Annotated in this window: 24 protein-coding genes; 10 read left to right on the plus strand and 14 right to left on the minus strand. The window is 48.7% G+C overall.

Translation table 11 applies throughout. The features are described from left to right. Positions 1–144: 144 nt before the first annotated feature. Together NT073_RS12385 and NT073_RS12390 are read left to right on the plus strand one after the other, a co-directional pair. Positions 145–1,776, plus strand: coding sequence for an ATP-binding cassette domain-containing protein (locus NT073_RS12385; protein ID WP_012926035.1), 1,632 nt, complete (start codon positions 145–147; stop codon positions 1,774–1,776). Between the two features lie 119 nt (positions 1,777–1,895). Continuing rightward, positions 1,896–3,248: an NAD(P)/FAD-dependent oxidoreductase gene (locus tag NT073_RS12390; RefSeq protein ID WP_297373521.1), complete on the plus strand. Its 1,353-nt coding sequence runs from the start codon at positions 1,896–1,898 to the stop codon at positions 3,246–3,248. Positions 3,249–3,371: 123 nt separating this feature from the next. Here the strand turns inward: NT073_RS12390 and NT073_RS12395 are convergent, their stop codons facing one another. From NT073_RS12395 to NT073_RS12445, 11 genes are all read right to left on the minus strand, one after another. Next, positions 3,372–3,815 carry a (4Fe-4S)-binding protein gene (locus NT073_RS12395; protein WP_297373523.1) on the minus strand — a complete coding sequence of 148 codons (444 nt, stop codon included), beginning with the start codon at positions 3,813–3,815 and terminating at the stop codon, positions 3,372–3,374. Between the two features lie 61 nt (positions 3,816–3,876). Continuing rightward, the gene (locus NT073_RS12400; protein ID WP_297373526.1) at positions 3,877–4,290 is read right to left on the minus strand and encodes an OsmC family protein; all 414 of its coding nucleotides are present in this window, start codon (positions 4,288–4,290) and stop codon (positions 3,877–3,879) included. A 116-nt stretch (positions 4,291–4,406) separates the two neighbouring features. Further along, on the minus strand, positions 4,407–5,045 hold the full coding sequence (gene pyrE / locus NT073_RS12405; protein ID WP_012926040.1) for an orotate phosphoribosyltransferase: 639 nt from the start codon (positions 5,043–5,045) through the stop codon (positions 4,407–4,409). A 34-nt stretch (positions 5,046–5,079) separates the two neighbouring features. Continuing rightward, a complete protein-coding gene (locus NT073_RS12410; protein ID WP_297373532.1) occupies positions 5,080–6,363 on the minus strand; it encodes a hemolysin family protein in 1,284 nt (427 codons plus the stop codon). A gap of 105 nt (positions 6,364–6,468) precedes the next feature. Next, the gene (locus NT073_RS12415; RefSeq protein ID WP_012926042.1) at positions 6,469–6,696 is read right to left on the minus strand and encodes a hypothetical protein; all 228 of its coding nucleotides are present in this window, start codon (positions 6,694–6,696) and stop codon (positions 6,469–6,471) included. Positions 6,697–6,698: 2 nt separating this feature from the next. Further along, complete coding sequence (gene ccsA, locus NT073_RS12420) at positions 6,699–9,365, minus strand: cytochrome c biogenesis protein CcsA (protein ID WP_297373537.1); 2,667 nt, start codon at positions 9,363–9,365, stop codon at positions 6,699–6,701. Positions 9,366–9,624: 259 nt separating this feature from the next. Next, a complete protein-coding gene (locus NT073_RS12425; protein ID WP_297373540.1) occupies positions 9,625–9,822 on the minus strand; it encodes a hypothetical protein in 198 nt (65 codons plus the stop codon). Then, positions 9,819–10,259: a cytochrome c maturation protein CcmE gene (locus NT073_RS12430; protein ID WP_297373542.1), complete on the minus strand. Its 441-nt coding sequence runs from the start codon at positions 10,257–10,259 to the stop codon at positions 9,819–9,821. The genes NT073_RS12425 and NT073_RS12430 overlap by 4 nt, the downstream gene beginning before the upstream one ends. A gap of 55 nt (positions 10,260–10,314) precedes the next feature. Continuing rightward, positions 10,315–10,569: a CcmD family protein gene (locus NT073_RS12435; protein WP_297373545.1), complete on the minus strand. Its 255-nt coding sequence runs from the start codon at positions 10,567–10,569 to the stop codon at positions 10,315–10,317. Positions 10,570–10,635: 66 nt separating this feature from the next. Then, positions 10,636–11,295, minus strand: coding sequence for a cytochrome c biogenesis protein CcsA (gene ccsA / locus NT073_RS12440; protein ID WP_297373548.1), 660 nt, complete (start codon positions 11,293–11,295; stop codon positions 10,636–10,638). 77 nt (positions 11,296–11,372) lie between these two features. Continuing rightward, positions 11,373–12,047, minus strand: coding sequence for a heme exporter protein CcmB (locus tag NT073_RS12445; RefSeq protein WP_297373551.1), 675 nt, complete (start codon positions 12,045–12,047; stop codon positions 11,373–11,375). A gap of 253 nt (positions 12,048–12,300) precedes the next feature. On the opposite strand from NT073_RS12445, the gene NT073_RS12450 reads away from it, so the two are divergent. The 4 genes from NT073_RS12450 to feoB all read left to right on the plus strand — a co-directional run bounded on the left by NT073_RS12450 (position 12,301) and on the right by feoB (position 15,547). Further along, a complete protein-coding gene (locus tag NT073_RS12450) occupies positions 12,301–12,819 on the plus strand; it encodes a sulfite exporter TauE/SafE family protein (RefSeq protein WP_366107242.1) in 519 nt (172 codons plus the stop codon). After that, complete coding sequence (locus NT073_RS33365; RefSeq protein ID WP_366107246.1) at positions 12,740–13,066, plus strand: TSUP family transporter; 327 nt, start codon at positions 12,740–12,742, stop codon at positions 13,064–13,066. Before NT073_RS12450 ends, NT073_RS33365 begins: the two co-directional genes overlap by 80 nt. Positions 13,067–13,144: 78 nt before the next feature. Further along, entirely contained in the window at positions 13,145–13,372 is a 228-nt protein-coding gene (locus NT073_RS12455) for a FeoA family protein (protein ID WP_012926051.1), read from the plus strand. 57 nt (positions 13,373–13,429) lie between these two features. Then, positions 13,430–15,547 (plus strand): ferrous iron transport protein B, encoded by a 2,118-nt coding sequence (gene feoB, locus NT073_RS12460; protein WP_297373557.1) that lies wholly within the window; start codon positions 13,430–13,432, stop codon positions 15,545–15,547. Between the two features lie 396 nt (positions 15,548–15,943). Here feoB and NT073_RS12465 read toward each other — a convergent pair whose 3' ends face one another. Beyond that, the gene (locus NT073_RS12465; protein ID WP_297373560.1) at positions 15,944–17,449 is read right to left on the minus strand and encodes an NAD(P)H-hydrate dehydratase; all 1,506 of its coding nucleotides are present in this window, start codon (positions 17,447–17,449) and stop codon (positions 15,944–15,946) included. A gap of 114 nt (positions 17,450–17,563) precedes the next feature. On the opposite strand from NT073_RS12465, the gene rplS reads away from it, so the two are divergent. From rplS to NT073_RS12480, 3 genes are all read left to right on the plus strand, one after another. After that, the gene (rplS, locus tag NT073_RS12470; protein WP_297373561.1) at positions 17,564–17,938 is read left to right on the plus strand and encodes a 50S ribosomal protein L19; all 375 of its coding nucleotides are present in this window, start codon (positions 17,564–17,566) and stop codon (positions 17,936–17,938) included. 129 nt (positions 17,939–18,067) lie between these two features. Continuing rightward, on the plus strand, positions 18,068–18,841 hold the full coding sequence (gene dapF / locus NT073_RS12475) for a diaminopimelate epimerase (RefSeq protein WP_297373566.1): 774 nt from the start codon (positions 18,068–18,070) through the stop codon (positions 18,839–18,841). Positions 18,842–18,884: 43 nt separating this feature from the next. Continuing rightward, complete coding sequence (locus NT073_RS12480) at positions 18,885–19,814, plus strand: bestrophin family protein (protein ID WP_297373568.1); 930 nt, start codon at positions 18,885–18,887, stop codon at positions 19,812–19,814. Between the two features lie 3 nt (positions 19,815–19,817). Here the strand turns inward: NT073_RS12480 and NT073_RS12485 are convergent, their stop codons facing one another. Further along, positions 19,818–20,126: a rhodanese-like domain-containing protein gene (locus tag NT073_RS12485; RefSeq protein WP_297373570.1), complete on the minus strand. Its 309-nt coding sequence runs from the start codon at positions 20,124–20,126 to the stop codon at positions 19,818–19,820. Between the two features lie 45 nt (positions 20,127–20,171). After that, positions 20,172–20,546, minus strand: a complete 375-nt coding sequence (locus tag NT073_RS12490; RefSeq protein WP_297373573.1) for a hypothetical protein — start codon at positions 20,544–20,546, stop codon at positions 20,172–20,174. A 155-nt stretch (positions 20,547–20,701) separates the two neighbouring features. Between NT073_RS12490 and htpG the strand changes: the two genes are divergently transcribed. Continuing rightward, complete coding sequence (gene htpG / locus NT073_RS12495; RefSeq protein WP_297373576.1) at positions 20,702–22,534, plus strand: molecular chaperone HtpG; 1,833 nt, start codon at positions 20,702–20,704, stop codon at positions 22,532–22,534. Positions 22,535–22,553 lie beyond the last annotated feature (19 nt).

A 22,553-nucleotide genomic window follows, 5' to 3' on the forward strand; every position in this document is an offset into this window, starting at 1 on the left:
ATTCTCTTCTACATTTCAATCTTATTTTTTCCTGTATATACTGTCGAAAAGAAACGTTGCCGTCTATACTGCCTTATTCAGAAAGCCTGATTTACCGCCAAAAAAGCGTATCTTTGCGGCTTAATCTGAAAAGGAAATTACAAGATGGTATCGGTACAAAACGTCTCTCTGCGCTATGGTAAGCGGGTGCTTTTCGACGACGTAACTATAAAATTTACTTCAGGCAACTGTTACGGCGTCATTGGCGCCAACGGAGCGGGTAAATCAACGTTTCTGAAAATATTGTCGGGCGAAATTGAGCCGCAAACAGGGTCTGTTGCCATGACACCCGGCGAACGGATGTCGGTGTTGAACCAGAACCAGGCCGCCTACGACGAGTTTCCTGTGTTGCAAACCGTTATTATGGGTAACAAACGCCTGTACGACATCATGCAGGAAAAAGATATTCTTTACGCAAAAGAAGAGTTTACGGATGCAGACGGCGAAAAAGCCGCTGAACTCGAATCGGAGTTTGCCGAAATGAACGGCTGGGATGCCGAGTCAGATGCGGCCAGTCTGCTGTCGGGCCTTGGCATCAAGGAAAATCTACACTATTCGATGATGAGTGACCTGAATGGCTCGGAGAAAGTTCGGGTCCTGCTGGCACAGGCACTTTTTGGTAATCCTGATGTACTGTTGCTTGACGAGCCTACTAACAACCTTGATGTGGAATCGGTGTTGTGGCTCGAAAACTTCCTGGCAAACTTCAAAAACACGGTTATCGTCGTTTCCCACGACCGTCACTTCCTCGACCAGGTCTGTACGCAGATTGTCGACGTCGACTTCAGCAAGGTGAAGCTCTTTGCTGGTAACTATTCGTTCTGGTACGAGTCGAGCCAACTGGCACTTAAGCAACGGCAGGACCAAAACAAAAAGACCGAAGACAAACGGAAAGAACTCGAAGAATTTATCCGTCGCTTTTCGGCCAACGCGTCGAAATCAAAGCAGGCTACAAGTCGGGGCAAGTTGCTCGAAAAACTGACGCTCGAAGACATTCAGCCTTCGTCGCGTAAGTATCCGTATGTAAACTTTAAAGCGGAACGTGAACCCGGCGATCAGATCTTGACGGTCGAAAACCTGACCTACACGGCCGAAGATGGAACAAAGCTGTTTGAGAACCTGTCATTCACTATGAATAAGCAGGATAAGATTTTCTTGTTTAGCCGCGATGGACTGGCCGTGTCGGCTTTGCTGGACATCTTGGCGGGCGAACGTAAAGCGGATTCGGGTACATTCCGTTGGGGAGTCACGATTACGATGTCCTACTTTCCAACCGATGCTGAAAAAGAGAAATTTTTCCAGACTGACCTTAACCTGGTCGACTGGCTGCGGCAATACTCGGTAGAGAAGGACGAAAGCTTCATCCGCGGATTCCTGGGCCGGATGCTTTTCTCCGGCGAAGAGTCACTGAAAAAAGCAACCGTCTTGAGCGGGGGAGAAAAGGTGCGGTGTATGTTGTCGAAAATGATGCTGTCGGGTGCTAACCTCCTGATGCTCGACGAGCCAACTAACCACCTCGATCTCGAATCCATCGAGTCGTTAAACAACGGCCTGATCGACTTCAAAGGACCAATCCTATTTACCTCGCATGACCATCAATTTGTGCAGACGGTAGCCAACCGCATTATTGAAATAACCCCGGCCGGTATTCTGGACAAGCTGATGACCTACGATGAATACCTCACCGACGAGCGCGTAAAAGCACAACGCGAGGAGTTGTACGAGGCTGTGGCCTAAGTAATTAACGCATATTTTTAATGTAATGAAGTGGCTGATTCGGATGAATCAGCCACTTTTTTTAGCCGGTGAGGGTAGTTTTCGAGTTATACACATGACCATTCACCGTCTTCATGGGTATGCTTACTTTTGACTTAGTTGTTATCGGCACCGGCTCGGCGGGTGCTACGGTTGCTCAAACTGCCCGTGAAGCCGGTAAATCGGTGGCTATAATTGACAAATTACCTTTTGGTGGAACCTGCTCGCAACGGGGCTGCGATCCTAAAAAAATACTGGTAGGGGCGGCCGAAATTGTGGCCCGCTCGGCACAACTGACCGGTAAAGGCATTACCTTACCCGCCACCATTGACTGGTCGGACCTGATGCGGTTTAAAAAGACGTTTACCAGCCCGATTCCGGAGCGAACACAATCGAAGTTTACTGACCTAGGTATTCAACTCTTTCAAGGAGTTGCTTCGTTTTTGTCAGCCAATACCGTGCGGGTTGATGAAGTAGAGCTTACGGCAAATCATATTGTTGTCGCAACGGGGCAGCGGCCCCAACCGCTCAACATTCACGGAGAAGAGTTACTGATCGACAGTACCGGGTTTCTGGAGCTTCCCCGGCTGCCGGCCAATATTGTTATGGTAGGCGGGGGCTACATCGCTTTTGAATTCGCTCATATTGCTGCCCGCGCGGGAGCTAATGTTACCATTATTCATCAGGGCCAACGCCCGCTGGAGGGGTTTGATGCCGACTTGGTAGCCTTGCTTGTGAAAGCGATGAAGGCCATTGGTATTCACATAATATTGGGCGCCAAGGTAACAGCATTGGAGGGGGATCGGGATAAGCTGATTGTTCGGTATTCACAACAGGACGAAGAGCATACAGTTTCCACGAACCTGGTCGTTCATGCTGCCGGACGTGTAGCCGATGTTTCTGAACTTCAGCTGGAAAATGCCGATGTTACGGTTGGGAAAAAAGGGATAGTCGTCAACGAATACCTACAAAGCGTGTCAAATCCGGGTATATATGCCTGTGGGGATGTAGCTGAGAAAGGACTGCCTTTAACGCCCCTGGCTTCGTATGAAGGAAGCATTGTTGCCGAGAACATTCTGAACGGTAACAACCGGATGTATGAAGATAACCCTGTGCCAACGGCTGTTTTTACGATCCCGACGTTAGCCTCCGTTGGCCTGACAGAAGAACAGGCGAAAGACAAAGGACTTAAGGTACAAGTAACATTCCAGGAAACGAGTGATTGGTACAGCAGCCGACGTATCAATGAGTCGTTCACTTCGTTTAAAACGCTGGTGGATGCAGAGACCGGTATGATTGTAGGAGCACACTTACTGGGATCAGGTTCTGAAGAATTGATCAACCTATTTACACTTGCCATCCGGCATCAAATCAAGGCTAAAGATATGAGTGCAATGCTTTTTGCCTATCCTACACATGGCTCTGACCTTAGTTCGATGTTGCCTGATGTCTAGGTACGGGAGTTGAAGTTGCCGTTGTTGCCAGAGTTGAGGTGTATACTATATAAATATGTGATTGTCTGGCTTTATAAGAAAAAGAGTATTCTGTTAAATACATTTAGTATGGCCGCTTGGTAATCAACCCACAAAATTTACCTTTACGTGCGATCCGTCGCAGTAAGGTTTGTTGCTACTCGCACCACAGCGGCAAAACGCAGTAACCTTACTTTTCTTAGTTTCCTGCCCGTCGTTACTTTTCACCGTAAGGTTGCCGTATACCAGTAGAGGGCCATTGGGTAATGGTTCTACAATACTTTCGGCTTGTATATTTCCGGGTTGCAGGTTCTCTTCGTTTCGGTAATAGCTCAACGCTCTGGAAGGGCAACGATCAACCTGCCCAATAATTTGTTCGGTACCTGCACCTTCCATCTTGACCCACGGACGCTCTCTGGGGTTAAAAACCTCGCTTAATTGCGTCCAGCAGAGTTTGGAATGAATACACACGGCAGGTTTCCAGACAACCGTTATTTCACCGTTCGTATAGGTTTTTGTGATATCAGGAGAAGGGATTGATTCGGCCATATAAATGGGTATTATGGGCGTAGTAAACAGTTTCGAATAAGCCTTCGATTAATAGGAGTCCTTAAGGCTGCTGATGGTTATCTTCAATGAGAATGGTTTCGAAATCAATAGGATTCTGCAACGTTCGATGAATAGGACAGCGGTCGGCTATTTCGGCAAGTCGGGTTCGCTGCTCGTGGGTGAGGTCACCATTTAAAATAAGTTTCATGGTAAACTGCGACCGTTGAGCGATTGAATCACTCGTATACTCAACGTGGGCAACAGCCGAGTCGAGTGGCCATCCTTTTCGATCGGCATACATTCGTACGGTCATAACGGTACAGGAGGCCAGTGAGCCAGCCAGTAACTCACCCGGCCCCATACCCCGGTCCTGACCGCCTACATCTGACGGCTCATCGGCAACAATGACTTGCGAAGAGGTCGATAGATGCGTTTCGTACGGTGTTCGCTCGATTCGGGCGGTGATCAGCGCCATGTTGTTAAGGTTAATGGTTAGTAAGTGAATGGTTATTCAGGGCTAATTTACTCATTTACCACTAGGGTTAATAAACTCACCACCCACTAACTTAATACCCATTAATCAATAACTACCTACTGTCCCCACTGCGCCGGATTCTGCCGCCAGGCCGCCAGCGATTCCATGGCTTCGGCCGGGATATAATCCAGTTCCTGCGCTTCAAGCAGGAGCGCGTCATAATTACTCAGACAGATCAGCGGTATGTTTTTCGTGGCGAAGTTTTGGTCGGCTACGGGAAAGCCATACGTGAAAATGGCGGCCATACCCAATACTTCCGCACCGGCCGCCTGGAGGGCATTGACAACTTTCAGGGAACTGCCACCCGTAGAAATCAAGTCTTCAATAACAACCACGCGCTGACCACTGGTCAGGTGCCCTTCGATCTGCTTCCCCATGCCGTGCGACTTAGGCTCGGGCCGAACGTAACAATATGGTATACCTAATACATCGGCCACTAATGCGCCCTGCGGAATACCCGCCGTGGCAACACCTGCGATGACTTCGACCGACGGAAAACGCTTTCGGATGGCATCGGCTAACTCATTTTTTATGTATGTACGTACTTCAGGATACGCCAGCGTAACCCGGTTGTCGCAATAAATGGGAGATTTCCAGCCTGAGCTCCAGGTGAAGGGTTCGTTTGGCTTAAGCCGGACAGCCTGTACGGCGAGCAGATGCCGCGCTACAGTTCTTTGAATGGACGATTGACTCACGAGTTAACAGTAAATAATAAAAAGCAATGGTGGACTACTCTTTGTTCAGATGGACTTTTACCGTGTCGATTCGAGTACCGTCCATCGAAATAATAGTAAAGGTAAAGGGCGAAAATTCAATAACCTCGCCAACTTGAGGAACGTCTTCGTGGGTAGCCAGAATTAAGCCGCCGAGGGTATCGTATTGAGGAGATTCTGGAATAGTCCAGTCGTAGGTCTTGTTCAGATCTTCAATTTCATGGCGTGCACTCAACAGCCAGTTCGTTTCATCGAGTTGTTGTTCGACCCAGTCTTCGTTGGTATCGTATTCATCCTGGATCTCACCGAAGATCTGTTCAACCATATCTTCCACACTAACAATACCGGCCGTACCCCCAAATTCATCGACAACCAAAGCCAGACTCTTACGCTCCGACAAAAAGCGCAAAAGTAAATCCTGGGCAGGCATGGTTTCTGGCACAACAATAATGGGCGTTATAATTTCTTCGACAGTAGCGGGCTTCTTAAATAAAGCCAGCGCGTGGCAATAGCCAATTACATCGTCTATAGTATCGCGGTAAACAACAATTTTTGAGTGACCGCTACCCTGAAACGCTTGTCGAAGCTCTTCAACGGTATCATCTACAGCAACGGCTGTAATCTCGGTGCGGGGTACCAAACAATCACGTACACGCACGTCCCGAAATTCGATGGCGTTATTAAAAATCTGGGTATCGACCTCTACTTCCTTCTCAGTGTCTGTTTTCTGGTTAAGCTGCTGAAGGTAATGGTTAAGGTCTGTCAAGCCGAAAACGGGCCGGATTTCCGGATTTTTTTTTCGCAGTATATACCGGATAAAGAAGCGAGCCGTGCCAACTAATACCCGAACAACGGGCGCAATGGTTTTATAAATAACCCAAAGGGGCACGGCCAGCGCTTCCAGAAAGCGGTCGGGATGAATAAGCGCCAGACTTTTGGGAATATAATCGGCCAGGGGTAGGAAAATAAGTGTTAGGATCAGCGTTTCAATGCCAATGACGACTGACTCATGGGCGGTCCAACTGGCGGGCAGGAGGGTAGTCAGCAGCGGGTTGAGAACGGTTACGCCCAGAACGGTGTAGAGAACCAGAAAAAGCGTATTACCGGTTAGGGTTGTACCGACAAAGAGAATCGGGTTTTTCAGAAAACCGGATACAAGCTTCTCACTGAGTGGCCCCTGCTTGCTATGCAGCTCAAAATATAAACGGTTGACCGATACATAGGCCATTTCGACAGCCGAGAAAAAACCCGCCAGCACTAGGGCAAGAAAGGCACCAAATAAAAGAGCGTAGGGTTCCATTGTTTACTAATGACCGGGTCGCCGGTGCGATGATAAATGACAAATGGTGAGTAGTATGCCTGAGCAAAACATTCACCATTTACCATCGGACCGGCGACCCGGTCATCATTTCTTTTTCTTCTTTCGGTCTTCAACCATTTGCTTGATGGTTGGGGAGACCACTTTTTCCCGTTCGAGCCGTTTGGTACGAACGTATTGAAAAGCCAGCAAAAAGCCAAGAAACAGCATCAATAGCCAATAACTGTCGCCAAAGCTGGTTCGTTGGTATTCGGCAATCCAGATAACCAGAAAGCCAGCAGCAACAGCTAAAAGGAGTATTTCTGAAAGTTTCATCTTTACAAAGCACCCTGTTTACTTTTCATCTTGCTGAACTCCCGATACCGGCGAACGGTAGCGATCAGGAAGCCAAGCACGACCACGAGCGTACCAATCCATAACAGATTGATCAAAGGTTTCTCCAGGGCTTTCATCACGATATAGTCGCGCTGAGTCCGGTTAACCGCAAATGTAAACTTGCCGGTGCGGGGATCGATCTCGTTGAGTTGGATACGAACGCCCAGTTCATCGCTCATCTCGGCAGGATGGGCTACCATTCGATCTTTAATGACGAAGGCCGGGTTGAGGATGTGCTCGCCATTTTTATCGAGTACGCGAACTCTGGCCCGCACAGCGGCATCGGATGGGCCAATTTCTACTCCATCGACATCATTGGTACGAGCAACGTCGTCCAGAATAGCCACGTAATCGTTCAGGAAGAATGTGTCTTTGATAGCAACGGAATACGTCTCGGTTTTCTCCCACTTATTCTCGGCCGATGGGTCGGGAACAGACGATACGAAGGTGTACATATCGCGGTCTGCCTTGTGCCGGATATCCGGTGAGGCCAGCAATCCCATCCGCTCGTTTACCTGAGCACGCGGGTAAAGGTTGAAAATCTTGCCATTCGGCTCGCGGTACTCAACTTCATAATAGGTGTTTTCCGGATATAAAGCCAGCGTATCACCTTTTTTGTGGTAAAGCTTACCATTCTGCTCAAGGTCGCGCAGAGCAATGCCGTGGAAATCGCCTTCAATTACTTCAACATCGTTACGGGAGATATAACCGGGCATATCGCGCGCTTCGATTCGCTGGCCACGATAGGTCAGTTGATAAGGCCCCATACGCTCGGGTTGGTTCAACCAGAGCAGCGTGTTTTCTTTATTCTCTTTGTTATCGTTTTTGGTGAACTCGTCCTGCTTTGAAATCAGCAGTCCCGTATTATTGATAGAAATAACTTTCGAGAAACCGGCGGAGTAGAGCACACCAATTAGCATCAGTGCCATACCAATGTGCGCAATCGCCCCACCAGATAACCGGTAATTACCACGAATAACACCCAGCAAAATAGTACCGTTGGTCATCAGGGCAAACACCGAAGCAACGAGCAGCGCCATGTATACCGGGTTCTTCATCTCACCAAAGGCAATGAGGGCGGCACTAACAAGTAAGGTCAGAATACCTGGGGTAATGAGTGCTTCGAATTTCTTGCCCTCGATTTTACGCCACCACATAAACTGGCCAACACCCGTGATTAAAGCAATAACCACAAAGAACCAAACCTGGAATTTGTTGTAGTGAGCGATCTGATCGGCGGGTAACGCCAGATTAGAAACTTTCCCGAATGCTTCCAGAATCTTGTTATAAACCGGGATGGAGGTTGTTGCAATCACCTGAAACGAAGCTAGACAAAGTACGGTAGCCCCAATAAACACCCAGAACTCTTTAGTATAGACAGAAGCCTCTTCGGCATCCGATGGGATTTGTTTCCATTTACGGGCCGCCAGCAGCACGGACAACGCCACAAAAACCAGCAGATAAATCAGCAACTGACCGGAAAGGCCTAGATCCGTAAATGAGTGCACAGAGGCATTGCCCAGAATACCGCTACGGGTCAGGAAGGTAGCGTACAGGATAAGAAGGAATGTGCTTATGGTTAGAATGATGGCTGTTTTCAGGCCTGTTGACGAGCGTTTGGCGATTAGCATCGTATGCAGGGCCGCCACCATTACGAGCCAGGGGACATAAACTGCATTCTCAACGGGGTCCCAGTTCCAATAGCCACCGAAGTTAAGTGTTTCGTAAGCCCAGTAGCCACCCATCATGATGCCGATACCCAGAATCATAGCACCAAAGAGCGTCCAGGGCAGGGCCGGGCGAATCCATTCGAGCGGTTGATTGCGCCAAAGGCCGGCGATGCAATAAGCAAAAGGCACCAGCGTAAGGGCAAAACCCAGAAAGAGTGTAGGCGGGTGAATGACCATCCAGTAGTTCTGAAGCAGCGGATTCAAGCCTTTACCATCCTTAGGAATAAAGTTAGGATCGGCTGCGAAAATGGGCGCTTCCGGCATCGCTTCGCTCAACAGCAGAAAGGGCGAAGAGCCAATCTTGAACGTATCACCGAAAACGACGCCTAGAATCATTGACGCCAGAAACGCCTGTACCAGCGCAAAAATAGCCATCATGGGCGCTTCCCAACGGGTACCCGCTTTCTGGATCAATACAGCCCCTAATACAGCATTCCAGAACAGCCAAAGCAGGAACGAGCCTTCCTGACTCTCCCAGAAGCACGCAATCATGTATTGCACCGGCAACGCCCGTGAGGAGTGACTCCAGGCGTAATGGTACTCAAAGTAGTGGTTGAAAATAATGTAAAAGAGCGAAGCGGCTACACCAACCACGGCAAGGCCGTGCAGGTAAAAAGCCCAGCGCGCCAGTGTTCGCCAGTCATCTCGGGCCGGTGGTGTACTAGCCTTGGCAACTGACTTAGCCGAGTGCCGCGTCTTTTTGTTGCCAAAACTCGCTTCGCCGGCATACGCAAGCTGAGGCTCTTCAACGGGTTCCGCCTGTAGGGAACGGCCCCAGCCGAGCGCCGAAATAAAATACGCTGCCGTTGCTACGAGGGCCGTAACGAACGAGAGAATAACAAAAAAGTGGCCGAGTTGCCCGACTGTGGTATGTATCATAATCGCTTAATGAGTTGATTGTACGCTGCGTGGGAGCCTATCCAAAATCAGTAAACTTCCTCTTCGCGTATAGCTAACGCACGGAAATGATCGCCTACACGTGCTGACCATAAGTTCTCTTTTCCGCTAATCTCTTTGAAATGCAACGATGGATGCGATGGATCGATCTTAAGGAGGTCAAAATTCTTATCTGCCAATTCCTAAATGGCTTCAGGCAAATCGCCATAATGTTTCCAAAACTTTGACGTAGTGTGGTGATTCATAAAGGTTTCGTTCTACCCTTACGAATATCCTCTCTAGCTTCGTTGAGCAAATCATCGAGCCGTCCTGCTCCAGCGTCTTCTTTTATCTGCTTGTCCCACTGCTCATGAAAGAAGTCAAAAAGGGGTGTTACCAGTCCATCTAATTCGTTAACCGGTAATTCTTTTGCTGCTCTCACTATTTCCTGTACGCTCATAATTGTGCCGTTTTGGCTTCGTGCTCCGTTGTTTCCAGCTTGCCGTCCTGGTATTTAGAAGGACATTTCAGCAAAATCTTGTTGCACTGAAAATGATCACCCTGCATGGCGCCGATGATTACAATCTGTTCCGACCGCTCGAAATCCTGGGGCTTGGGGCTGTTGAAGACTACTTTCTGCGCCCGGTTCTCGTTGTCGATCAGCGTAAACTCAAAGTGGTTTGGGTCGATTGCGGGGTTGTACAGCATATCCGTTATGCGACCCTGGGCATCTTTCTGAACTTTGCCAACAACGTGAATCATCTTGTCGTCGCCTTCCTTCTTCATCTGCTCGGCTTTGGTGAAGGTCGTGTAAACGCTGGCATCGCCCGCTGTGCTCGCAATGACACCGATGGCTACTGCAATGATGATGATACCGATTATGTGAGAGATTTTCATTTTGGTTAATTGGTTAACGGGTGGTATGCTTTCGGGCATTCAACCACACAACGAACTATAGACTAAATTGCTTCTTTTTATCTTTTACTTCGTCTTCCAACTTGGCAATCTGACGGTCGAGCCGCACCAGGTAAACAATAATACCCGTGAATACAGCTGCGATGACGGCGACCACGACCCAGATTTTGCCATCAGCCCGTAGTTTATCGGCCATTTCTACGCCGTTGGTAACGGGTTGCTGGGCCAATAAATGCTGGCTAAACAGAAGCAAAGTCGCTAAAAGACAAATGAAGCGGGAGGGCAGACGCATTGTTGTACGGGTTGTTGAAAAATAACGCAAAAATAAGGGTAATCATTCCGAAAATGATGCATGACTTTAGTCATCCAGCGCCACTTTCAGCCGTCTGAATCGAACACGCAGTTCAGTAATCCAGACACCCAGCAGGATAAACCCGATAATAGCCGGATAAAAGACCATCCGCATTCGGTTGTCCATGTCATATTTACCGAAAGCCGGATTGCCACCGTTGCCGGGGTGCAGGGAGTCGGTCAGGCGAGGGATAATGAAAATGAGCGGTATAAAGACCGCAAAGGCAAAGATGTTGTAAACGGCCGATATGCGTCCCCGTCGCTGTTCATCATCGAACGAACCCCGTAGCACCAGATAAGCCATATACATCAGCATACCAATGGCAACGCTGTTCAGTTTGGGGTCGTTTGGCCAGGGTTCGCCCCAGGTAAAATTAGCCCATATAGACCCTGTCAGGCAGCCCAGCAGCCCGAATAGTATCGCCGTATTCGCAAATTCAACGGCAACCAAGTCATCGCCGAGTCGGCCGTTGCGGAGATACCGGATCGAGTAAATGGCTGAGGTTAGCAGCAGGGCAATCATGCTGAACCAAAGGGGAACGTGGAAATACACGTTTCGGATGCTTTCGTTCAATATAGGCTGGCGCGGTACTACACCCAGCAACCCCCGAAAAATGACGTACGTAAGGATGATGACCCCTAGGGCCTTCCACCAATTCTTTTTCATATAAGTAGCGCGGGCGAAACCCGCTTATCTAATCTAACAGCGCGGGTTACCCCGCAACGGCGGACCGCCCGCCAAACTCAACTCCGCCATAAAAATGGAAACAGCAACCAGGAAAGTGTCAAAACAATGGCATCAATGGCCAGTACGGTGCCGATCTCGCTCCAGCTTACACTTCTGTCCAGCCCATCGAGCGCATTTTTCGATACCTTAAGCAGCATCAGCAGGAGTGGCAGGATAACCGGGAAGCTTAGTACAGCCATTAATGTAGCCGGGTTTTCGGCTTTGCTGGCAATGCCTGATACAAGGGTCAAGGACGAAGCAAAGCCAATGGCACCTAGTACAAGCGTCAGCAGGTAAAGCGGCACATCGTTGACCGGATTTCCTAATACGAATGCATACACACTAAAACCCAGAAAGGCCAATACCAGCATTAAAGCGGTATTATAGAGGATTTTCGAGAGTATAATCTGTTGCGGACTGGCGAGTGTATAATAATACAACTGGCGTCCGGCCCTTTCCTGCACAAAACTCTTGGCAATGGCATTGATGGCCGTGAATAGCAGAATAATCCAGAATAAGGTATTCCAGACAATGGGCGTTAGCTGACCACGTCGTGCGTTAAAGCTCAGGTAACAAACAAACACGGCCCCCACCATGTATAGCAACATGCCATTGAGCGCATACCGTTGCCGCCACTCCAGCAGAAACTCCTTCCGCATTAGTGCACTCAGCTGCCGTACCGATTCTGCCATACTTTGTCTATTAATGCGGCAAATTTACGGCGCAATGCTGATGCGAAAAAGAAATAGTTTGTGCATCTGCATCCGGACGTTTTCTGTCATCGCCGATCGGACAAGCTTATGGGATGATAATGACCAATTAATCAACTGAAAAGCTGGTTGTGTGAACGAAGCGCTTGCTTTTAGCCTTAATAAAGCAAAGTCGCAGGTTGGCGGATTTTAACCCGAACACCCTTGTGTTAGTAAAGAGAGGAGTACGTTGTCAATGGATTTTAATACGATTTTTATTCTCTGCGGATTCTCATTCGTTGCAGGTTTTGTCGATGCCATCATTGGTGGAGGTGGGTTGATTCAAACACCGGCTATCCTGTTTAGTCTGCCTCAATACCCGGTTCCAACCCTTATTGGTACCACCAAAATACCCTCTCTATCAGGCAGTCTGATGGGTGCCTTTCAGTACAGCCGGCGGGTAGCGGTAGTAGGTCGGTTTATCGGCCCGATGATGGCAATAGCCTTTGCGGCTTCGTGGCTTGGGTCGTGGACGCTCACGCGGGTACCCAACAGTTTTATGAAGCCTCTTGCGTTGGTTATTCTGATCGGTGTGTTTAGTTACACCCTGACGAAAAAAAATTTCGGTCAGGTGTCGCATCGGGTAGTCACGGCGAGCCAGCAGCGAACGCGCATGTGGCTCATGGGGGGGGGGGATCGGTTTCTACGATGGATTTTTCGGGCCTGGAACGGGGAGCTTTCTGGTGCTCGGGTTCATTACCCTGATCGGCTTTGACTTCCTGAAGGCCAATGCACATGCTAAACTGATCAATGCATCAACGAATCTGGCAAGCGCTCTGTTCTTTTTTCATGAAGGCCGAATCCTTTTTGCTTTTGCCTTACCGATGGCCGTGGCAAATTTGTCAGGCGCTTTTTTAGGGGCGCGGCTGGCTATTCTAAAAGGTAATCAATTTATCCGGGTGTTTTTTCTGATGTTGATCGCGGCAACCATACTCCGATTTGCGTGGGATTTGATAAAGTAGATTTGCATCAACAAACTTTCCGTTGTAAACTTGCGTTAATTAAACTGAATCTAAATAAAGATTAGACTCAAAGAAACCATGAGCAAGCGTAGCGTAGCTGACCTGAAAATTGGAGAACGAGCCACCATTGAGTCGTTTAATAATCAATTGATGTCGCTTAAACTGCTCGAAATGGGCTGCTTGCCCGGCGCCGAGGTTTGTCTGCACAGCAAAGCACCACTTGGTGATCCTATTTGTCTGAATGTGGCCGGTTATTGTCTGGCTATGCGTAAGTCTGAAGCTGCTACGATTCTGATTGATAATTAAACGTTTATAGGGTGTGGTTCACGAACGTGATCACTCTACTGTAGACCGTGAACTGCCTTGAAATCGTCTCCCACCATTGCCCTCGTTGGCAATCCCAATGCCGGTAAGTCGTCTTTATTTAACCAGTTAACCGGCCTGCGTCAGAAAACGGGTAATTTCCCCGGTGTCACGATGGATAAAAAATCCGGAACGTGGCCCATTGATACCCAGCACATAGCCACTGTAATTGACCTGCCCGGCGTTTATTCCATTTATCCAAAGTCGCTGGATGAACAGATCGTAACGGATATTCTGGCTAATCCTGCTCATCCGGACTACCCCGATGTGTCGGTTGTTGTGGTCGATGCCTCTAATCTTCATCGGAATTTGCTGCTTTTTACGCAGGTCGCTGATTTGGGCGTGCCAACGGTGCTAGCCCTTAACATGCTCGATGTAGCACAGCAACAAAGTAAAGTGGTTAATTCGGTACGTCTGGCCATGAGTCTGGGCGTCCCCGTTGTTCGTATAAATGCCCGAACGGGCGAAGGCACCGATCTGCTGAAAAAGGCGGTGCTGGGCCAGATGCAGGAACCAGTTCTCCCCGGAAAACTTTTCTTCGACCCCGCAGATGAGGTGCCTGCGTTGATTTCTGACACAAAAAACCAGTATAAGCTTACCAACAATTACCTCGCTTTACAGTACATTATCCAGCATGACGGGTTTTCATTCCTGAATACACCCCAGCGGAAAGTGCTCGATGAGATTATCGAACAGCACAAGTTCAGTGAACCCACCTTCCAGGCGGGGGAAACCATTACCCGTTATAAACGAATAGCGGCTATTGTAACGGAGGTTGTAAGCGATCAGCGTCCGGTCAACGAGCCTACCTGGAGCCAGAAACTGGACCGGGTATTGCTGCATCCGGTTTGGGGCTACGCTATTTTCGGTTTCGTCCTGCTCCTTATTTTTCAGGCCATTTTCGCTTGGGCACAACCCTTTATGGACGCCATCGACTCTGGTGTTGCCTGGCTCAATGGTCAGCTCAAAGAAAGTTTACCCGCTGGACCGCTTACCGATTTGCTTACCGATGGTATTCTGGCCGGGCTGGGCGGCATTCTGGTGTTTATTCCACAAATAGCCTTTTTGTTTCTGTTGATTGCCCTGCTGGAGGAGTCGGGGTATATGTCGAGGGTAATGGTCATTATGGACCGGATCATGCGCAAATTCGGCCTGAATGGCAGGAGTGTGGTTCCCCTTATTTCTGGTGTCGCCTGCGCAGTTCCTGCTATTATGGCTACCCGTAGCATTGGCACCCGGCGCGACCGGCTCATTACCATTTTGGTAACTCCGCTGATGAGTTGCTCAGCCCGATTACCTATTTATACTATCCTTATTGCACTGGTTGTACCAAGTCAGCGTGTGTTAGGCGTATTTAACCTTCAGGGGTTAGCCTTGATGGGCTTGTACCTGTTGGGATTAGTGAGTGCCTTACTGGCTGCCTATGTCCTGAAAATCCTGCTCCGAACCAAAGAGCGGGGGTACTTCATTATGGAACTGCCAACCTTTAAACTACCCCGATGGAATCATGTCGGGTTAACCGTTTGGGAGAGTGTCCGGTCGTTCGTTTGGGAAGCTGGGCGGGTTATTCTGGCCATTTCCATCGTATTGTGGGTCGTAGCCAGCTATGGCCCCGGCAACGATATGGATGAGGCCGAAGCACGGGTGAAGCAGCAGAATCCGATGGCCGCAGCTGATGACCTTCAGGATCGAATCGCTTCTGAACGCCTGGAGGCATCTTACGCCGGGAACTTCGGCCATTTTATTGAACCGGTCATTCGCCCCCTTGGCTACGACTGGAAAATTGGTATCGCTTTGCTAAGTTCATTTGCCGCCCGCGAAGTATTTGTCGGAACCATGTCGACAATCTACAGCATCGGCAGTGGTGCCGATGAGGAAGGCGTAACCATTCGGGAGCGACTTCGGCAGGAGCGAAATCCAGAAACAGGCGCGGCTATGTATACACCCGCCCTGGCCTGGTCCTTGTTGATCTTCTATGTGTTCGCCATGATGTGTATGAGTACACTCGCAGCTACCCAACGGGAAACCAAAAGCTGGAAGTGGCCAGCCGTTCAGCTGGTGTACATGATGGCGCTGGCCTATGTAACCGCCTTCGCCACGTATCAACTTCTGAAATAAGCTATGCGGGTCTTACCAAAGAAGTCCTTTGGCGAACATCGGATAAATAAAATAGCAAAGGATATAAGCAAACAGCGCTAAGGTTAAACCGCCTAGCGCAGTAGTTTGGTCTATGCTAAGTCGATTTCTACGGACGGGGCGGTTTAGCCGCCAATCTCTGTGGGTAGTATTTTTCATGGTGTGCATTATTAAACTATAAGTTTACTGCACGCAAATTTGGGGCCTTCTTACTTTCCATGGTAGAGCAAAAACCCGGAATTTGTTCAATAGGTATAACTACCTGTTTCCATTGTCACGAATTTGCTTGAATTGTTGCTATGCATAGTCCCGGATAATGAATCAAATTATGCCCTGAGTCTTTGTTTTGTGGAACTTTTTCTACGCTTTTTGTGGAATTTATTCCCAGTTGAGCGCTTCAATTATATCAGAAGCAATCATGCCGATTGGTCCCCTTTTCCGGGCCACCACATCGCCAGCCAAACCGTGTGTAAATACCCCCAGTACAGCAGCCTCAACCGAGTCATAACCCTGGGCCAGCAGAGCCGTCAGAACACCTGTCAGTACATCACCCGTGCCACCCGTGCTCAGTCCTGGATTGCCCGTTGAGTTAAAGTGTATATCCCCTTCGGGTGTAGCCACGGCCGAGTAGGCACCTTTCAACACAACGACTACGCCGTACTTTCGGGTGAACTCCCGCAAGAGGTCCAGTTTCTCGTAGTCATTGTCCCATTTTTTAGTCAGTCGTTCAAACTCTTTCGGGTGAGGTGTCAGAATGCTGTTTTTGGGTAGATACCTCAGCAACTCGCGGTTTTCGGAAAGCAGATTTAACGCATCGGCATCAACAACGATGGGCTTTTTTAACATAGGCAGTAACGCTTTCATCATCGCCAGCGTTTCGGGTGCTTTGCCAATACCAGGGCCCAGGCCAATGGTTGAGTAGTCGGTTGGATCGGGTAAATCATCAAGTTGACTGGTTCCCGAAAGTACATGTTCATTTCGATCGGGTCGACACATGGCTTCCGGAACAATCGTTTGTAGCGGTATATAACCGCATTGGGGCACCTGAACCGTCAACAACCCCACCCCCGACCGTAAACAGGCGCGGGCAGCCAGTATGGCCGCGCCAATCTTTCCATAACTACCTGCTAGTAACAGGGCATGGCCAAAAGTACCTTTGTTGGAGAAGCGATCGCGTTTGTGCAGGAGTAACCGGGCTTCTTTAGGTTGCGTATAATAGTACGAGGTAGGGGCCTGATCAATGAAACGTTTGTGCAACTGAATGTCCAAAAGGTGCCATTCACCCACGAATGCGCCATTTTTAGGCAGAACAAAAGCTAGCTTAGGCAACTGAAAGGAAACTGTATAGTCGGGTTCAACAATAACGTCGCCGAGTTTATTCGGCTGATCGGTGTACAAGCCGCTGGCAATATCGACGGCAATAACGGTAGCAGGAGTCCGGTTAATGGCTTCGATTGTGGTTTTCACGATGCCTTCGGTAGGGCGCGATAAACCCGAGCCCAGGATGGCATCGAGCACAATTTCGTTATGTCGAATGGTTGGAATATCGGTGGCAGATTCGATGTAATGAATATTTTCCGTAACGAGTTTCAAACGACGATGGTTGTGCATAAAGTCGTCGGATTCGCGCGGGGCATACCGCACAACATAGACATCAATCGGGTAGGTTCGCTCCAGTAGTAACCGGGCAATGGCCAGCCCGTCTCCGCCATTATTGCCCAACCCGCAAAAAATCTTAATTGGGTGTTTACTCTTGAAACGATCAGCGAACCAATCGACAAAGGTAAGGGCAGCCCGTTCCATTAAATTAATAGGCGCTATCGGTTCATGTTGAATGGTGGATTGGTCAAGGGAACGAATTTGATCAACGTTCAGTATTTTCATAAGTAATTGGATGACGTCGGAGCGTAATTTCACAAAAGTATTTTCTCCTACTGATAAATTTACTATCTTTGCGGCTCATTTCGCAAATACTTATCTGGCGATTTATATACGGTCATGAGCGAGTTAATCAAATTAGTGGAGGCAGACAACGCGCAGCGTCGCACCGAGTTGCCCACATTCCGGGCGGGTGATACGGTGAACGTACACGTTAAAATCCGCGAAGGAAATAAGGAACGTATTCAGGTATTCACGGGAACGGTTATTCAACGCCGGAACCCAAGTTCCGCTGGCGAGACATTTACTGTCCGCAAAGTATCAAATGGCGTTGGCGTAGAGCGTATCTTCCCAGTTCTGTCGCCTAACATCGACAAAATCGAAGTTGTTCGTTTGGGTAAAGTTCGCCGGGCACGGTTGTTCTACCTACGCGGTCGTCAGGGTAAAGCTGCTCGTGTTAAAGAGCGCAAGCCTAAAGCAGTTGTAGCCGCTTAATAGCTTCAATTGCATTAGATTTTGAAAAGCTGTCTGGAAAGACGGCTTTTTTTGTAATAGCCGCAACAGGCTCCGGCTGTTGCATAAACAGTGAACCAGTAACAGCCGGAGCCTGTTGCGGCTATTACTATGGACTTCTTTAAATACCAGGGTACCGGCAATGATTTTATCTTGATCGACGACCGGGCCAGAACTTTTCCTGCAGCCGATCAGGCGTTTATCGAGCACCTATGTCACCGACGCTTCGGCATCGGGGCCGATGGATTAATTCTCCTCCAGACTGATCCGGAGTACGATTTTCGGATGGTTTATTTCAATGCCGACGGCGCTGAAGGCAGCATGTGTGGCAATGGTGGCCGGTGTATTGTCCGGTTTGCCCACGACCTGGGCCTCTTTGACAGTGAAACCCGTTTTCTGGCCGTAGATGGCGAACATCTGGCGATGGTTTCCGACGAAAGCATTTCGTTAAAGATGACAGATGTTACCGGCATTGAAGATCGCCAAGGGCTGACCTTTTTAAATACAGGTTCGCCCCATGTCGTATGTTTTGTTGATGATTTGGAATCGTTTGATGTCGTATCTGAAGGGCGGTCCATTCGCTATAGCGAGCCATTTCAGCCGGGTGGGACAAACGTGAACTTCGCTCAGGTAGTTGATGAAAACACGGTGTTTGTCAGAACCTACGAACGCGGTGTGGAAGATGAAACGTACTCATGCGGTACAGGTGTAACGGCTGTCGCACTGGTTGCTCAACACGAGCTAGGCATGCCTAGCCCCGTATTTATCCGTACCCTTGGCGGCAACCTTCGCGTGTCATTCAATCCTCAGCCCAACGGTGGCTTTGATTCCATTTACCTTATTGGACCAGCAAAGCGGGTTTTTGCCGGAACCATAACTGTTTAGTGTGTTGTGCAGTTAATAAAAACAGCCAGCACTAATACAGGGAATGATTATCTATAAGAATAAAGGGTTATTACAATCTATTTGGCATTTTCATACCGGCCCCACGGCTAAAGCACTGATGGGCCGGTTAATAGTTGTTGCTATTTATGTGACCATCGTTACGGTTGCCGAAATGCACTACACAGACTTACGTCTGAAAGATACACCCTCTTCGTTTCTGGGAGCAATGGGCATTCTGCTCAGTCTGTTGCTTATTTTTCGGACTAACACCGCTTATGACCGATTTTATGAAGGGCGTCAGGCTTGGGGCGTCCTGGTCAACAATTGCCGGAATCTGGCCATTTATTTCAATGCCGTTCTGCCGGAAGGTGATGCCAAAAGCCGGGAGTTTTACGCTAAGGCGATTGCTAATTTTCCCTTCGCCCTGAAGAATCATTTACGCGACAGCAATAACACCGCCGAACTGGACATCGTAGAAGAAGGAGAACGACGTGACCTGAGCCATTTTGACCATAAACCGGCCGGGGTATCGAACCAACTCTGGGTGAAAACTGAAATCCTCTACCGCGAGGGACATATTTCCGAATCACAGCATATTAACCTGAATCAGTATTTAACAACGCTGATGGACGTGTGTGGTGTATGTGAGCGGATTAAAAGTACGCCCATTCCGTTCTCCTACATGCTGTTCATCAAGCTGTTCATTATGCTTTATGTGACGTTGCTGCCCTTTACGGTTGTAACGGCTTTTGGTTACCTGACAATCCCGGCCGTTGTCCTCACGTCGTACATACTGGTTGGGCTGGAGATGATCGGTGAAGAAATTGAAGAACCCTTTGGTCTGGAGCGCAACGACCTTCCATTGAATCAGTTAAGTCAGCTTATTCGTGTGAACGTTCACGACATTTTACAGATTTATTTGCCTCATGTTGAGAAACAGGCGGCCAAGCCGGGCTTTACCATAGTGACATAAAACTTAATCCACGGCTTCAATAATGCCGCCGTGCAGGTGGTAAATGGATTTGGCCTGCAAGTCGGGTTGGCGCAATAAATCCTTAGCCGCCACCCGGCTGCGGACACCGTTAGTGCAGATGACAAGCAGGGTCGAATAGGGTAAGAGTTCACCCTTTCTGGCCCGGATATCGGCAAGGGGTATGTTGAGCCCGCCAATATTGAATTCTTCGAACTCCCATTCGTCCCGCACATCGACAACGGCCGTATCGGGTTGACGGCGCAGCCTTTCGAGCTCTGTAAGGGTTATGTCTGTATAGGTGTGTGTGGTCATACACAAGCATAACAAACTTTCCGGAATGGCTGTTCAGTGAGGAGGCTATCGTCTGGAAATTGCCAGAATGTCAATCTCCTTTACTTTCGGACGACTTCCCCAGATGCATAGTAGCTCAACTTGTTTCCCAGTTTCCACGTAACGAATAAGAACGGCCCGTTCTACGGAGTTGGGCAAGGGTGGAATGTCGCTGATGGCTTTATAATACAAAGGGAGGGAGCTCGCTGTAGGTTTACGCCAACTGGCTATTCCGGTAGTATCGGATCTATCGTTGGCCAGTCGAACAAAGTCTTCACATCCATCAGCAATCCGGCTGTTGTCTGTGATAAAAGCAGCCTCAGTGCGTTCAGTAAGGTTGACCGTTACTGTCGACTGGCATCCGAACAGAAGTGTTAGAATAAGAAACGAAGAAAATTTCATGCTATTTATAGGCTTATTTATACTGACCCTATCAGGCGGTAATCAGTTGGAAAGCACTTGTTACTACGTTAAATCTGTCAATCTGTCAGAAACGCACAGGCTGGAACAGGATTTGACGGCCTGAGAACAGACTCATAATCTTACTAACATAAATTATGGAAGCTGTACAAACCGAGAAGGGGCAAATCTCAATCCATACCGAGAATATTTTCCCGATTATCAAAAAATTCCTCTATTCTGACCACGAGATTTTTCTGCGCGAATTAGTGTCAAATGCAGTGGATGCTACGCAGAAACTGAGCCAGCTGGCTTCGTTTGGCGAATTCGGAGGTGAACTGGGGGAGTTGAAAGTGACGGTTTCGCTGAATGAGGAAGCCAAAACGATTACCATCAGTGACAACGGCATCGGTATGACTGCCGATGAAATCAAGAAATATATCAACCAGATTGCCTTCTCCGGGGCCACCGATTTTCTGGAGAAATACAAAGACAAAACGGACGATAAAGGACAGATCATCGGTCACTTTGGCCTGGGCTTCTACTCGGCGTTTATGGTTGCCGAAAAAGTAGACATCGTCACTAAATCCTATCGGGATGGCGCTGAAGCGGTTCGCTGGACCTGCGATGGCTCTACAGAGTTTGAACTGACGCCCGCCGAGCGTGCCGACCGAGGTACGGACATAATTCTGCACATTGCACCTGACTCCGAAGAGTTTCTGAGCAAAAGCCGGTTGCAGGGAATTCTCGATAAATATGCCCGGTTCCTGCCCGTTGCCGTTGAGTTTGACGAGAAAGTCGTTAACAATACGAACCCGATCTGGACCAAATCACCGGCCGATCTTACCGATGAGGATTATAAGAATTTCTATCGGGAGTTGTACCCAATGGGGGAGGAGCCACTGTTCTGGATTCATCTGAACGTGGATTATCCATTCAACCTGACGGGTATTCTGTATTTCCCGCGTATCAAAAATGAGCTGCGGTTCCAGCGTGAAAAAATTCAACTGTACAGCCGCCAGGTGTTTATTACCGATGAGGTAAAGGACGTAGTGCCTGATTTTCTGATGATGCTGCACGGCGTAATCGACTCGCCCGATATTCCGCTCAACGTGTCGCGGAGTTTCCTCCAGGCCGATAGCAATGTCAAAAAGATCAATGGCTATATCACTCGAAAAGTCGCCGATAAGCTGAACGAGCTGTTCAACGCCGACCGCAAAGGCTTTGAAGAGAAGTTCGACGATATCGGTCTGTTCATCAAATACGGTATCCTGAGCGACGATAAATTCTGGGAGAAAGCGAAAAACTTTGTGTTGCTGAAAAATACCGAAGGGGTGTTTACAACGCTGGATGAGTACCGCGAGAAAGTACAGGCTAACCAGACCGATAAGAGTGAGACGCTAATCATGTTATACACCTCCGACCGTAAGCAACAGGATGCTTACATTGAGTCGGCTCGGCGACGGGGCTACGATGTGTTGTTAATGGACAACGTTATTGATGCTCACTTCATCAATGCATTGGAGCAGAAGCTTGAAAAAGTGCGCTTCCAGCGTGTAGATGCCGATACACTCGATAAATTAATCGATAAAGGGCTTAATAATGAAAGCGTTCTGTCGGAGGTCGACCAAACGAAACTGAAAGAGGTATTTGAGCAGGTGCTGGACAATAAGATGCTGCATGTGAGTGTAGAAGCTCAACCAACGGATGAACTGCCCGTTACGATTACCATGCCAGAGTTCATGCGCCGGATGAAAGATATGTCGGCTCTTTCGGGCGAGCAATCGTTCTACGGGAATCTGCCGGTCACGTACAACGTCGTTGTGAACGCAAACCACCCGCTGATTGGTAAAGTGCTGGCAGAATCGGATACCGATGCGCAAAAAGCACTGGTAAAGCAAGTGTATGATTTGGCGTTGCTTTCGCAGAATATGCTTACCGGTGCCGACCTAACCGCCTTTGTTAAAAGGACGGTAGCCGGATTGGCATAATAGTCAGTTTTGCCAATTA

It is taken from the genome of Spirosoma sp. (genome assembly GCF_026391055.1).
In the GTDB taxonomy this organism is placed as follows: Bacteria; Bacteroidota; Bacteroidia; order Cytophagales; family Spirosomataceae; genus Spirosoma.

Coding starts and splice junctions, on each gene's coding strand:
- NT073_RS12455 (WP_012926051.1), top strand. CDS start 13,145: ATGAGCAAGCGTAGCGTAGCTGACCTGAAAATTGGAGAACGAGCCACC.
- NT073_RS12465 (WP_297373560.1), bottom strand. CDS start 17,449: ATGAAAATACTGAACGTTGATCAAATTCGTTCCCTTGACCAATCCACC.
- NT073_RS12430 (WP_297373542.1), bottom strand. CDS start 10,259: ATGAAAATCTCTCACATAATCGGTATCATCATCATTGCAGTAGCCATC.
- NT073_RS12480 (WP_297373568.1), top strand. CDS start 18,885: ATGATTATCTATAAGAATAAAGGGTTATTACAATCTATTTGGCATTTT.
- NT073_RS12450 (WP_366107242.1), top strand. CDS start 12,301: ATGGATTTTAATACGATTTTTATTCTCTGCGGATTCTCATTCGTTGCA.
- NT073_RS12390 (WP_297373521.1), top strand. CDS start 1,896: ATGCTTACTTTTGACTTAGTTGTTATCGGCACCGGCTCGGCGGGTGCT.
- NT073_RS12385 (WP_012926035.1), top strand. CDS start 145: ATGGTATCGGTACAAAACGTCTCTCTGCGCTATGGTAAGCGGGTGCTT.
- ccsA (WP_297373537.1), bottom strand. CDS start 9,365: ATGATACATACCACAGTCGGGCAACTCGGCCACTTTTTTGTTATTCTC.
- NT073_RS12445 (WP_297373551.1), bottom strand. CDS start 12,047: ATGGCAGAATCGGTACGGCAGCTGAGTGCACTAATGCGGAAGGAGTTT.
- ccsA (WP_297373548.1), bottom strand. CDS start 11,295: ATGAAAAAGAATTGGTGGAAGGCCCTAGGGGTCATCATCCTTACGTAC.
- NT073_RS12490 (WP_297373573.1), bottom strand. CDS start 20,546: ATGAAATTTTCTTCGTTTCTTATTCTAACACTTCTGTTCGGATGCCAG.
- NT073_RS12400 (WP_297373526.1), bottom strand. CDS start 4,290: ATGGCGCTGATCACCGCCCGAATCGAGCGAACACCGTACGAAACGCAT.
- rplS (WP_297373561.1), top strand. CDS start 17,564: ATGAGCGAGTTAATCAAATTAGTGGAGGCAGACAACGCGCAGCGTCGC.
- NT073_RS12485 (WP_297373570.1), bottom strand. CDS start 20,126: ATGACCACACACACCTATACAGACATAACCCTTACAGAGCTCGAAAGG.
- htpG (WP_297373576.1), top strand. CDS start 20,702: ATGGAAGCTGTACAAACCGAGAAGGGGCAAATCTCAATCCATACCGAG.
- NT073_RS12425 (WP_297373540.1), bottom strand. CDS start 9,822: ATGAGCGTACAGGAAATAGTGAGAGCAGCAAAAGAATTACCGGTTAAC.
- NT073_RS12435 (WP_297373545.1), bottom strand. CDS start 10,569: ATGCGTCTGCCCTCCCGCTTCATTTGTCTTTTAGCGACTTTGCTTCTG.
- NT073_RS12415 (WP_012926042.1), bottom strand. CDS start 6,696: ATGAAACTTTCAGAAATACTCCTTTTAGCTGTTGCTGCTGGCTTTCTG.
- NT073_RS12395 (WP_297373523.1), bottom strand. CDS start 3,815: ATGGCCGAATCAATCCCTTCTCCTGATATCACAAAAACCTATACGAAC.
- dapF (WP_297373566.1), top strand. CDS start 18,068: ATGGACTTCTTTAAATACCAGGGTACCGGCAATGATTTTATCTTGATC.
- NT073_RS12410 (WP_297373532.1), bottom strand. CDS start 6,363: ATGGAACCCTACGCTCTTTTATTTGGTGCCTTTCTTGCCCTAGTGCTG.